The 12,421-nt window shown below is 68.5% G+C and carries 10 protein-coding genes and 1 rRNA gene; all 11 read left to right on the plus strand.

Annotation, left to right across the window (positions count from 1 at the left end; translation table 11 throughout):
* Positions 1 to 208: 208 nt before the first annotated feature.
* The gene (gene argC / locus DL519_RS42080) at positions 209 to 1,237 is read left to right on the plus strand and encodes an N-acetyl-gamma-glutamyl-phosphate reductase (RefSeq protein WP_190823285.1); all 1,029 of its coding nucleotides are present in this window, start codon (positions 209 to 211) and stop codon (positions 1,235 to 1,237) included.
* A complete protein-coding gene (locus DL519_RS42085; protein WP_190823287.1) occupies positions 1,234 to 1,632 on the plus strand; it encodes an ACT domain-containing protein in 399 nt (132 codons plus the stop codon). The genes argC and DL519_RS42085 overlap by 4 nt, the downstream gene beginning before the upstream one ends.
* Positions 1,633 to 1,726: 94 nt before the next feature.
* Positions 1,727 to 2,887, plus strand: a complete 1,161-nt coding sequence (argJ, locus tag DL519_RS42090) for a bifunctional glutamate N-acetyltransferase/amino-acid acetyltransferase ArgJ (protein WP_190823289.1) — start codon at positions 1,727 to 1,729, stop codon at positions 2,885 to 2,887.
* Positions 2,884 to 3,801 (plus strand): acetylglutamate kinase, encoded by a 918-nt coding sequence (gene argB, locus DL519_RS42095; RefSeq protein WP_190823291.1) that lies wholly within the window; start codon positions 2,884 to 2,886, stop codon positions 3,799 to 3,801. The genes argJ and argB overlap by 4 nt, the downstream gene beginning before the upstream one ends.
* Positions 3,801 to 4,991, plus strand: a complete 1,191-nt coding sequence (locus DL519_RS42100) for an acetylornithine transaminase (protein ID WP_190823293.1) — start codon at positions 3,801 to 3,803, stop codon at positions 4,989 to 4,991. The genes argB and DL519_RS42100 overlap by 1 nt, the downstream gene beginning before the upstream one ends.
* Complete coding sequence (gene argF / locus DL519_RS42105) at positions 4,991 to 5,917, plus strand: ornithine carbamoyltransferase (protein WP_190823295.1); 927 nt, start codon at positions 4,991 to 4,993, stop codon at positions 5,915 to 5,917. The genes DL519_RS42100 and argF overlap by 1 nt, the downstream gene beginning before the upstream one ends.
* Positions 5,914 to 6,471, plus strand: coding sequence for an arginine repressor (locus DL519_RS42110; RefSeq protein WP_190823298.1), 558 nt, complete (start codon positions 5,914 to 5,916; stop codon positions 6,469 to 6,471). The genes argF and DL519_RS42110 overlap by 4 nt, the downstream gene beginning before the upstream one ends.
* Before the next feature lie 249 nt (positions 6,472 to 6,720).
* Positions 6,721 to 8,142 carry an argininosuccinate lyase gene (gene argH, locus DL519_RS42115; RefSeq protein ID WP_190823300.1) on the plus strand — a complete coding sequence of 474 codons (1,422 nt, stop codon included), beginning with the start codon at positions 6,721 to 6,723 and terminating at the stop codon, positions 8,140 to 8,142.
* Positions 8,143 to 8,176: 34 nt separating this feature from the next.
* Positions 8,177 to 8,800 carry a DNA-3-methyladenine glycosylase gene (locus DL519_RS42120; protein ID WP_190823302.1) on the plus strand — a complete coding sequence of 208 codons (624 nt, stop codon included), beginning with the start codon at positions 8,177 to 8,179 and terminating at the stop codon, positions 8,798 to 8,800.
* A gap of 33 nt (positions 8,801 to 8,833) precedes the next feature.
* Positions 8,834 to 10,108 (plus strand): tyrosine--tRNA ligase, encoded by a 1,275-nt coding sequence (tyrS, locus tag DL519_RS42125; RefSeq protein ID WP_190823304.1) that lies wholly within the window; start codon positions 8,834 to 8,836, stop codon positions 10,106 to 10,108.
* Positions 10,109 to 10,708: 600 nt separating this feature from the next.
* Positions 10,709 to 12,236 (plus strand): 16S ribosomal RNA (locus tag DL519_RS42130).
* The last annotated feature ends 185 nt before the right edge of the window (positions 12,237 to 12,421 follow it).

The raw sequence follows: 12,421 nt of genomic DNA on the forward strand, positions 1-12,421 counted from the left end.
TTCGGCGAAAACGACTGAACCGAAGTACCAAATCAGTCTCGATCGCCGCCGTTTGTCCGCCAGTGGCCATCTCAGCCGTGATCGATCGATCACGGTCCGTGGTGGGCGTAATTTTGCAACAGGCTCCTAGGTGGTCGAATGGTCCGTTCGCCGCGCGCGGCCGAACGCCCGTTTGATTAATATTGCATCGGAGTGCATAATCATCCGTATGACGGTTCGAGTGGCTGTTGCCGGTGCAAGCGGGTACGCGGGCGGGGAACTGCTCCGCCTGCTGCTGTCGCACCCGCAGGTGGAGATCGGCGCGTTGACCGCGGGCGGGAACGCCGGGAGCAAGCTCGGGCAGCACCACCCGAACCTGCTGCCGCTGGCGGACCGCGTGCTCACCGAGACCACGACCGCCGAACTCGCCGGGCACGACGTCGTCTTCCTCGCGCTCCCGCACGGCCACTCCGCGGCCATCGCCGCCGAGCTCGGCGAGGACACCACCATCATCGACTGCGGCGCCGACCACCGGCTCAACGATCCCACCGACTGGGCCCGCTGGTACGGCGGCGAACACCCCGGCACCTGGCCCTACGGCATCCCCGAGCTCCCCGGCGCCCGCGACCGGCTCCGCGGCTCCCGCCGCGTCGCCGTCCCCGGCTGCTTCCCGACGGTGTCCTCGCTGGCGCTCGTCCCCGCGCTCGCCGCCGGGCTCGTCGAGCCGGACGCTGTCGTCGTCGCGGTCACCGGCACCTCCGGTGCCGGCCGCGCGCTCAAGCCGCACCTGCTCTCCGCCGAGGTGATGGGTTCCGCCAGCGTCTACGGCGTGGGTGGCGCGCACCGGCACACGCCGGAGCTGATCCAGAACCTGAGCGCCGCGGCGGGGGAGCCGGTGAAGGTTTCGTTCACCCCGGTCCTCGCTCCGATGCCGCGCGGCATCCTCGCCACCTGCTCCGCTCCGCTGCGCGAGGGCGCTGACGCGGACGCCGCGCGCAAGGTCTACCTCGACGCTTACGGCGACGAGCCGTTCGTGCACGTGCTGCCCGAGGGCCACTGGCCGCAGACCTCCGCCACGCTGGGCGCGAACACCGTCCACCTGCAGCTGGCGGTGGATCCGGACGCCGGGCGGCTGATCATCGTCGGGGCCGAGGACAACCTCACCAAGGGGACCGCCGGTGGTGCCGTGCAGTGCATGAACCTCGCGGTCGGCCTGCCGGAGACCACCGGGCTGCCGACCGTCGGGGTGGCGCCATGACCGGGCTCAAGCTCCGGCTGCACGCCGAGCCGCTGGCGGTCGGCATGGTTCCGGCGCACGCCAACCTGGCCCTGACCGGCGGGACCGCGCCGATCCACGGCAGCCTGACCACCGGGGCGGGCCGCACCATCGTCTTCCCGCATTCGCTGGCCGCCGAGGCCGGTCCCGATGTGCGGGTCGAGGGCCCGTTCCGGGCGCTGGAGGTCGCCGGGCCGCTGGAGTTCGCGTTGACCGGCTTCCTGGCCGCGCTGCTGGTGCCGCTGGCCGAAGCCGAGATCAGCGTCTTCACGCTGTCCACTTTCGACACCGACTGGGTCCTGGTGCCCGCGGACGCCGCGGAGAGGGCCGCCGACGTCCTGACCGCCGCCGGGCATGTCGTCGAGGCGACGTTATGAGCGTGGTAAGCCGCCCGTTCCGCAAGGTGCCCCGGCTGCGCCCGTTCCGCAAGATGCCCCGGGCGTGAGTGTCCCGCAAAGCAGAGGAGAGCCAATGAGCGTGACCGGACCTGCCGGTTTCCGGGCGGCCGGGGTCGCCGCCGGGATCAAGGCCGCGGGCGCGCGTGATGTCGCGCTGGTCGTCAACGACGGCCCGCAGCAGGCCGCGGCCGGGGTGTTCACCACCAACAAGGTCAAGGCGGCGCCGGTGCTGTGGTCGCAGCAGGTGCTCAAGGAGCGCAAGCTTCGCTCGGTGGTGCTCAACTCCGGCTGCGCCAACGCCTGCACCGGCCCGGAGGGCTTCCAGGACACCCACGCCACCGCCGAGAAGGTGGCCGACGTGCTGGGCGTCGGCGCCATCGAGGTCGCGGTCTGCTCCACCGGCCTGATCGGCGAGCGGCTGCCGATGGACGCGCTGCTGTCAGGCGTGGACACCGCGGCCAAGGCGCTGGCGAACGACGACCAAGCCGGTCTCGACGCGGCCACCGCCGTGCTCACCACCGACAGCAAACCCAAGCAGGCTCTCGGGAAGCACGACGCGGGCTGGTCGATCGGCGGCTTCGCCAAGGGCGCCGGGATGCTCGCGCCGAACCTGGCCACCATGCTCAGCGTCATCACCACCGACGCGATGATCGGCGGCGACGACCTCGACGAGGCGCTGCGCGCGGCCACCCGGGTCACCTTCGACCGGCTGGACGTCGACGGCGGCACCTCCACCAACGACACCGTGCTGGTGCTGGCATCCGGTGCCTCCGGCGTCGAACCGTCCAAAGAGGACTTCGCCGAGCTGCTCACCGCGGTCTGCACGGACCTGGTCCGCCAGCTGCAGGACGACGCCGAGGGCGCTACCAAGACCATCGACATCACCGTGCGCGGCGCGGCCAGCGAGGCCGACGCGGTCGCCATCGGCCGCACCATCGCCGAGGACAACCTGGTCAAGACCGCGATGTTCGGCTCCGACCCGAACTGGGGCCGGATCGCGATGGCGCTCGGTCGGGTCGACGCCGAGATCGACGTGGCCAAGCTGGAGATCGCCACCAACGGCGTCACGCTCTACGCCGACGGCACCAAGGCCCGCGACCGCAGCGCGGCGGACCTGTCCGGCCGCGCCATCGAGATCGTCGTGGACCTGCACCTCGGCGAGCACGCGGCGACCATCCTGACCACCGACCTGTCCCACGATTACGTCGAAGAGAACAGCGCATACTCGTCATGACCCAGCAAGAAACCAGCGACCGGCTGGCCACCGCGGCCGAGAAGGCCAGCGTCCTCGTCGAGGCCCTCCCGTGGCTGCAGCGCTTCCACGGCGCGACCGTCGTGGTCAAGTACGGCGGCAACGCGATGATCGACGACGAGCTCAAGCGCGCCTTCGCGCACGACATGGTGTTCCTGCGGCTCGCCGGGCTGCACCCGGTGGTGGTGCACGGCGGCGGCCCGCAGATCACCGCGATGCTCGACCGGCTCGGCTTGGAAGGCGAGTTCCGCGGCGGCCTGCGGGTGACCTCCCCGGAGACCATGGACGTGGTGCGCATGGTGCTGGTCGGCCAGGTCGGGCGGGAGCTCGTCGGGCTGATCAACCAGAACGGGCCGTTCGCGGTCGGCATGTCCGGCGAGGACGCCCGGCTGTTCACCGCCGAGCGCCGCACCGCGACGGTCGACGGCGAGGCCGTGGACGTCGGGCTCGTCGGCGACGTGGTGTCGGTCAACGCCGACGCGGTGCTCGACCTGATCAAGGCCGGTCGCATCCCGGTCGTCTCCACCGTCGCCCCCGACGTCAACGGCGTGGTGCACAACGTCAACGCCGACACCGCCGCCGGGGCGCTGGCAGTCGCGCTCGGTGCCGAGAAGCTCGTGGTGCTCACCGACGTCGAGGGCCTCTACACGAACTGGCCGGACCGCTCCTCGCTGGTGTCGCGCCTGGACGCCGACCAGCTGGCGGAACTGCTGCCCGGCCTGTCCAGCGGCATGGTCCCGAAGATGGAGGCCTGCCTGCGCGCGGTGCGCGGCGGGGTGCCGCGGGCGCACGTCATCGACGGCCGCCTCGCGCACTCGGTCCTGCTGGAGGTTTTCACCAGCGCCGGAGTCGGCACGATGGTGCTGCCCGCACAGGCAGAGGAGGGCGAGAACTGATGACCACCAACGCCGCGGGAGCGCAGCGCTGGCAAGCGTCCATGATGGACAACTACGGCACCCCCAAGCTGACCCTCGTCAGCGGCTCGGGCGCCGAGGTGACCGACGCAGACGGCAAGACCTACCTGGACTTCCTCAGTGGCATCGCGGTCAACGCGCTCGGCCACGCGCACCCCGCCGTGGTGCAGGCCGTCACCGCGCAGATCGGCAAGCTCGGCCACGTCTCCAACCTCTACGTGCACGAGCTGGGCCTCAAGCTCGCCGAACGGCTGCTGGACCTCGCCGGCGCGACCGGCCAGGGGCGGGTGCTGTTCTGCAACTCCGGTGCCGAGGCCAACGAGGTCGCGTTCAAGATCGCGCGGCTGACCGGCAGGGCCAAGCTCGTCGCCGCCCACGGCGGCTTCCACGGCCGCACCATGGGAGCCCTCGCGCTCACCGGCCAGCCCGCCAAGCAGCAGCCCTTCGAGCCGATGCCGCCCGGCGTCGTGCACTTGCCCTACGGCGACGTGGCCGCGCTCGAGTCCGAAGTGGACGACAACACCGCGGCGGTCTTCCTGGAGCCCATCCAGGGCGAGAACGGCGTGGTCGTACCGCCCGAGGGCTACCTGCAGGCAGCCCGGGAGATCGCCACCCGCAACGGCGCGCTGCTGGTGTTCGACGAGGTGCAGACCGGCATTGGCCGCACCGGCTCGTGGTTCGCCTTCCAGCGCGCGGGCGTCTTGCCCGACGTGATCACCCTGGCCAAGGGCCTCGGCGGCGGCCTGCCGATCGGCGCCTGCATCGGCATCGGCGCCGCCGGCGACCTGCTGCACCCCGGCCAGCACGGCACCACCTTCGGCGGCAACCCGGTGGTCTGCGCCGCGGCGCTGGCGGTGCTGGACACCATCGCCGCCGACGCGCTGCTCGAACACGTCGAGCAGGTCGGCAAGGACCTGGTCACCGGCCTGCAGCAGCTCGATCACCCGCTGATCGGCGAGGTGCGCGGCGCGGGCCTGCTCGTCGGCATCGGCCTCACCGAGCCGGTGTCGGTCAAGATCGCCGCCGCCGCGCAGGAAGCCGGCTACCTGATCAACCCCATCCAGCCCGACGCGATCCGGCTGGCCCCACCACTGATCGTGCGCCCCGAGCAGGTGCAGCGGCTGCTCGCCGACCTGCCCGCCTGGCTCGACGCTGCCAAGGAGAACCACTGATGCCCCGGCACTTCCTCCGCGACGACGACCTCGCGCCCGACGAACAGGCCGAGGTCCTCGACCTCGCCGACCAGTTCAAGGCCGACCCGCTCGGCTCCGACGCGCTGGCCGGGCCCAAGTCGATCGCGGTGATCTTCGAGAAGAACTCCACCCGCACCCGCCTCTCCTTCGAGGTCGGCATCGCTCAGCTCGGCGGCCAGCCGGTCGTCGTGGACGGGCGGATGATGCAGCTCGGCCGCGAGGAGACCATCGAGGACACCTCCCGGGTGCTGTCCCGTTACGTCGACGCCGTGGTGTGGCGGACCTTCGCGCAGGCCCGCATCGACGCCATGGCCTCGGCGTCCCGCGTGCCGGTGATCAACGCGCTCACCGACGACTTCCACCCCTGCCAGGTGCTCGCCGACCTGCAGACCATCCGGGAACGGCACGGCAAGCTCGCCGGGCTGACCCTGACCTACCTCGGCGACGGCGCCAACAACATGGCGCACTCGCTGATGGTCGGCGGTGCCACCGCAGGCATGCACGTCCGCGTCGGCGCGCCGGAGGGCTTCCGGCCGCTGGACTGGGTGCTGGACGCGGCCAAGAAGCGAGCCGCCGAGACCGGCGGCTCGGTCGAGCTGTTCAACACCCCGAACGGCGCGGTCGAGGGCTCGGACGTGCTGGTCACCGACTCCTGGACGTCGATGGGGCAGGAGAACGACGGCAAGGACCGGGTCAGCCCGTTCCGGCCGTTCCAGGTCAACTCCGAGCTGCTGGCCGCCACCGGCAAGGCCGACACGAGCGTCCTGCACTGCCTGCCCGCGCACCGCGGCATGGAAATCACCGACGAGGTGATCGACGGCCCGGCCAGCGCGGTGTTCGACGAGGCAGAGAACCGCCTGCACGCGCAGAAGGCGCTGCTGGCGTGGCTGGTGCGACGACCATGACGACCCGGGTCGCGCGGCAGGCCCGCATCGTCGAACTGGTCGCGTCGATGGGCATCCGCAGCCAGACCGAACTGGTCAAGCTGCTATCCGGCGACGGCATCGAGGTCACCCAGGCGACGCTGTCCCGGGACCTCGATGAGCTCGGCGCGGTCAAGCTGCGGGGCGCCGACGGCGGCGCGGCGGTCTACGTCATCCCCGAGGACGGCAGCCCGGTCCGCGGTGTGCAGGGCGGCACCTCGCGGCTGAGCCGACTGCTCGGCGAACTGCTCGTCGGGGCCGGCGGGGCGGGCAACCTGACCGTGTTGCGCACCCCGCCGGGCGCGGCGCAGTTCCTGGCCAGCGCCATAGACCGGGCCGCGCTGCCGGAGGTGGTCGGTTCCATCGCGGGCGACGACACCGTGATGATCGTCGCTCGCGAGCCCCTCACCGGGCACCAGCTGGCCGAGCGGTTTACCGAGATGGCAGCCGGGGAACGGCAGCCCGAAGTGGACGCCGAAGCGCGGTCCACGGTGGACGGCAGCGGGCAGGGTTCTAGGGAGCAAGGCGATGAGTGAGCGGGTCGTGCTGGGCCTGGCGACCTATGACGCGGGCAACTCCTTTGTGGGGCTTGCCCAGCAAGGTCGCCGCGCCCAGCGCGTCTGACACCGACAGGATGGGCGCCCACCACCCCATCACCCGGTGGGGGCGCAATTTCGCGAGAATTTGACCGTCACCCGGGTGAACGTCAATTTCTCGCGAAATTGCGCTCCCCCCGGCACAAAACCGCACCGACAGCAACAACCTGACACGACTGAGGGAACACCGTGACGCAGCAAGGCAGCGAGCCCACCAAGCTCTGGGGCGGCCGGTTCGCCTCCGGCCCGGCCGAAGCGATGGCCGCGCTGAGCCTGTCGACGCACTTCGACTGGCGCCTGGCGCCCTACGACATCGCCGGCTCCCGAGCCCACGCCCGCGTGCTGCACCGCGCCGGGCTGCTCACCGCCGACGAACTCGAGCGGATGCTCGCGGGCCTGGACACCCTGGCCGCCGACGTCGAGGCGGGCACCTTCCAGCCGGTGATCGACGACGAAGACGTGCACACCGCCCTCGAACGCGGCCTGCTGGAACGCGTCGGCCCGGAACTCGGCGGCAAGCTGCGCGCCGGCCGCTCCAGGAACGACCAGGTCGCCACCCTGTTCCGGATGTGGCTGCGCGACGCCAACCGTCGCGTCGTCGCTGGCGTCCTCGACATCGTCGACGCCCTCGTCGCCCAGGCCACCGAACACCCCGAGGCGGTGCTGCCCGGCCGCACCCACCTGCAGCACGCGCAACCGGTGCTGCTGGCGCACCACCTTCTCGCGCACTGCCAGGCGCTGCTCCGCGACGTCCAGCGCTTCCGCGACTGGGACGCCCGCACCGCCTACTCGCCCTACGGCTCGGGCGCCCTGGCGGGCTCCTCGCTCGGGCTCGACCCGCAGGCCGTCGCCGCCGAGCTCGGCTTCGCCGGTGCCGTCGACAACTCCATCGACGGCACCGCTTCGCGCGACTTCGCCGCCGAGGCCGCGTTCTGCCTCGCGATGCTCGGCGTGAACCTCTCGCGCATCGCCGAAGAGGTGATCATCTGGAACACCGCCGAATTCGGCTACGTGACCCTCGACGACGCCTGGGCCACCGGCAGTTCGATCATGCCGCAGAAGAAGAACCCGGACGTCGCCGAGCTGGCCCGCGGCAAGTCCGGGCGGCTCATCGGCAACCTCAGCGGGCTGCTGGCCACGCTGAAGGCGCAGCCGCTGGCCTACAACCGGGACCTGCAGGAGGACAAGGAGCCGGTCTTCGACTCCGTCGAGCAGCTGGAACTGCTGCTGCCCGCGATGGCGGGCATGCTCGGCACCCTGACCTTCCACACCGAACGGCTCGCCGAGCTCGCGCCCGCCGGCTTCACCCTCGCCACCGACATCGCGGAGTGGCTGGTGCGCCAGGGAATCCCGTTCCGCGTCGCTCACGAGGCGTCGGGGGAGTGCGTGCGCACCGCCGAGGCCCGCGGCGTCGGACTTGAGGAACTGACCGACGAGGAGCTCGCCGCGGCCAACCCGGCGCTCACCCCGCAGGTACGCGAGGTGCTGACCGTCGAGGGCTCGATCGCCTCCCGCGACGCGCATGGCGGCACCGCCCCGAACAGGGTCGCCGAGCAGCGCGAACGCGTTGTCGCCGGAGTGCGGCGACATCGCGAGTGGCTCTCCAAGTGATCACGGTTTGGGCACGACCGGTAGGGTCGAGCGTGTGAGTCAGGTGACACGCGACGAACTAGCCCTCGATCCGCTGTGGGTGGCCCGCCGGTTGCTCGGCTGCGAACTGCGATCGACGAGCCCGCAGGGCGAGGTCGGCGTGCGCCTGGTCGAGGTCGAGGCCTACCGCGGCATGGACGACCCCGCGTCGCACTGCTACCGCGGGCGCACCGAGCGCAACGCGGTGATGTTCGGCCCGGCCGGTCACCTGTACGTGTACTTCGTCTACGGGATGCACTTCTGCATCAACGTCGTGTGCCTCACCGACGGTGTCCCCGGCGCGGTCCTGCTGCGCGCCGGGGAGGTCACCACGGGTACCGAGCTCGCCCGCTCCCGGCGGTCGGCGGTCCGCAAGGATGCCCAGCTCGCCAGCGGGCCCGCTCGGCTGGCCGGGGTGCTCGGCATCACCGGAGAGCACAACGGCGTCGACCTCACCAGTCCGGAGTCGCCGATCCGGCTGTACAACGGCACCCTGGTCGGCGAGGACGACATCCGCAGCGGGCCCCGGGTCGGCGTCGCCGCGGCGATGGATCTGCCGTGGCGGACCTGGGTGGACGGCTCCTCGGCGGTCAGCTCGTACCGGCGTGGCGGGCGTCGCCGCATCCAGGCCCGGACGTAAACCCGGTTGCGGGGATGCGCGAAACTGAACTGCGTGAGCGAGCACATCCTTGACGAGCTGACCTGGCGCGGCCTGATCGCGCAATCCACCGACCTCGACTCGCTGCGGCGGGAACTCGACGGCGGACCGCTCACGCTCTATGCCGGTTTCGACCCGACCGGCCCCAGCCTGCACGCCGGGCACCTGATCCCGATCCTGACACTGCGCCGCTTCCAGCAGGCCGGGCACCGGCCGGTGGTCCTCGCCGGCGGCGCCACCGGCTTGATCGGCGACCCGCGCGACTTCGGCGAGCGCAACCTGCACGACGAGAACACTGTGCTGGAGTGGACCGGCAAGATCCGTGCCCAGCTGTCCGCGTTCGTCGATTTCGACGACTCGCCGACCGGGGCGATCGTGGAGAACAACGCGCACTGGACCGCCGACCTGCCGGTCACGGCGTTCCTGCGGGACATCGGAAAGCACTTCTCGGTGAACACGATGCTGGCGCGGGAAACCGTGAGGCGGCGGCTGGAAACCGACGGCATGTCCTATACCGAGTTCAGCTACATGCTGCTGCAGGCCAACGACTACGTGCAGCTGTACCGAAAGTACGGCACGCGGCTGCAGCTCGGCGGCTCCGACCAGTGGGGCAACATCATCGCCGGGGTCGACCTGGTCCGGAAGCAGGAGTCGGTCGCGGCGCACGCGCTGACCCTGCCGCTGGTCACCGACTCGGAAGGCCGCAAGTTCGGCAAGTCCACCGGCGGCGGCAACGTCTGGCTGGACCCGACGATGACCACGCCGTACGCCTGGTACCAGTACTTCGTCAACGCCGCCGACGCCGACGTCGCGAAGTACCTGAGGCTGTTCACCTACCTCGACCGCGAGGAGATCGACGAGCTGGAGCGGACCACGGCGGAGCGGCCCCAGTTGCGGGCCGGCCAGCGCCGACTCGCCGAGGAGCTGACCACGCTGGTGCACGGCGCGGACCAGACCCGCAAGGTCGTCGCGGCCAGCCAGGCGCTGTTCGGCAAGGGCGAGATCGCCGACCTCGACGAGTCGACCCTGGACGCCGTGATGGCCGCCGTGTCGACCGCGGAGGTCCGCCTCGCCGACGCCCCGACGATCGTGGACCTGCTCGTCGAAACCGGCCTCGCGAACGGGAAGGGCGCGGCGCGGCGCACCATCAAGGAGGGCGGCGCGTACGTCAACAACGACAAAATCGCAGATGAGGAGTGGTCACCGAGCAAGGACGATCTGCTGCACGGCCGCTGGCTGGTAATTCGTCGTGGCAAGCGTCACACTGCGGGCGTCAAGGTCGTGCACTAGCCTGGAATCAGCACCGGAAAGGGGCGCTGAACTGCATGTTCAGTTCTTTCCGGTGCCGCTCCGAGCCGATTTGACTTGGTGCGGATCAACGCGTAAATTGTTTCAGGTCAGCGCGGAACGGGCCGATGAAAAACGGACCGGGCACTGACACGGGGTCGCGAACCAAGCTCCTGCCTTCTGGTGGTAGAGTGGGCGTCCCAATGGGAAATCGAGATTGGTCAGGCGGGCTTTCTGTCCGCAGGACACGGTCGCGGTTTCCAGTCAGATCTTTGATTAACAGTGCTTGGCTGTGGCCGAGTGGAATAGCGAGCCGAAATTCGGCGGCGATCCGGTGGGGTGACCCCCCGGTGAGACCGAAAAAGGGTCTGCTACTCTGGTCAACAGCAAAAGCGCGAAGAGGAAATGCTCCCCGGAGCTGCGGGCCCTTTTGGTGGGGTCGGGTGATGGTGTGGGTGTGTTCTTTGAGAACTCAACAGCGGACTGTTTTGGTTAGTGTTCTTTTATGCCCCCGACCATGCAGGTTTTGTGTGGTTGGTGGTTTCTTTGAGTATGATGCTCGCCTTTGATGGTTTGAGTGTCTGCTGGGATTGTTCAACAGCATTGTTGGAGAGTTTGATCCTGGCTCAGGACGAACGCTGGCGGCGTGCTTAACACATGCAAGTCGAACGCTGAAGCATCTTCGGGTGTGGATGAGTGGCGAACGGGTGAGTAACACGTGGGTAATCTGCCCTGCACTCTGGGATAAGCCTTGGAAACGGGGTCTAATACCGGATATGACACACTACTGCATGGTGGTGTGTGGAAAGTTCCGGCGGTGCAGGATGAGCCCGCGGCCTATCAGCTTGTTGGTGGGGTGATGGCCTACCAAGGCGACGACGGGTAGCCGGCCTGAGAGGGTGACCGGCCACACTGGGACTGAGACACGGCCCAGACTCCTACGGGAGGCAGCAGTGGGGAATCTTGCGCAATGGGCGAAAGCCTGACGCAGCAACGCCGCGTGGGGGATGACGGCCTTCGGGTTGTAAACCTCTTTCGACATCGACGAAGGCTCCTTTTGGGGTTGACGGTAGGTGTAGAAGAAGCACCGGCTAACTACGTGCCAGCAGCCGCGGTAATACGTAGGGTGCGAGCGTTGTCCGGATTTATTGGGCGTAAAGAGCTCGTAGGCGGTTTGTCGCGTCGGCCGTGAAAACCTGCAGCTTAACTGTGGGCTTGCGGTCGATACGGGCAGACTTGAGTTCGGTAGGGGAGACTGGAATTCCTGGTGTAGCGGTGAAATGCGCAGATATCAGGAGGAACACCGGTGGCGAAGGCGGGTCTCTGGGCCGATACTGACGCTGAGGAGCGAAAGCGTGGGGAGCGAACAGGATTAGATACCCTGGTAGTCCACGCCGTAAACGTTGGGCGCTAGGTGTGGGGATGGGTTCCACTGTTTCCGCGCCGTAGCTAACGCATTAAGCGCCCCGCCTGGGGAGTACGGCCGCAAGGCTAAAACTCAAAGGAATTGACGGGGGCCCGCACAAGCGGCGGAGCATGTGGATTAATTCGATGCAACGCGAAGAACCTTACCTGGGTTTGACATGCACTAGACAGCTCCAGAGATGGAGTTTCCCTTGTGGTTGGTGTACAGGTGGTGCATGGCTGTCGTCAGCTCGTGTCGTGAGATGTTGGGTTAAGTCCCGCAACGAGCGCAACCCTTGCCCCATGTTGCCAGCGGGTTATGCCGGGGACTCGTGGGGGACTGCCGGGGTCAACTCGGAGGAAGGTGGGGACGACGTCAAGTCATCATGCCCCTTATGCCCAGGGCTTCACACATGCTACAATGGCCGGTACAGAGGGTTGCGATATCGTGAGGTGGAGCGAATCCCTTAAAGCCGGTCTCAGTTCGGATCGGGGTCTGCAACTCGACCTCGTGAAGTCGGAGTCGCTAGTAATCGCAGATCAGCATTGCTGCGGTGAATACGTTCCCGGGCCTTGTACACACCGCCCGTCACGTCATGAAAGTCGGTAACACCCGAAGCCCATGGCCCAACCCTTGTGGGGGGAGTGGTCGAAGGTGGGACTGGCGATTGGGACGAAGTCGTAACAAGGTAGCCGTACCGGAAGGTGCGGCTGGATCACCTCCTTTCTAAGGAGCAATACACGCCCCGGCCTTTGGGTTGGGAGTGTCCGAGTGAAGTACCCGACTGTGGTGCTGCTTGGGTGCTCAATGGATTGTGGAACACACTAACGTTTAGCAAAACGGTCCGCTGTTGGGTGTCTGAGGGAACACGCTTTGTGGCCTCTGTTTGGGGGTCGGGTGTTTTCTTGGTG

Origin of the sequence: Saccharopolyspora pogona, from assembly GCF_014697215.1 — a bacterium.
GTDB classification, from domain to species: Bacteria; Actinomycetota; Actinomycetes; order Mycobacteriales; family Pseudonocardiaceae; genus Saccharopolyspora; species Saccharopolyspora hattusasensis.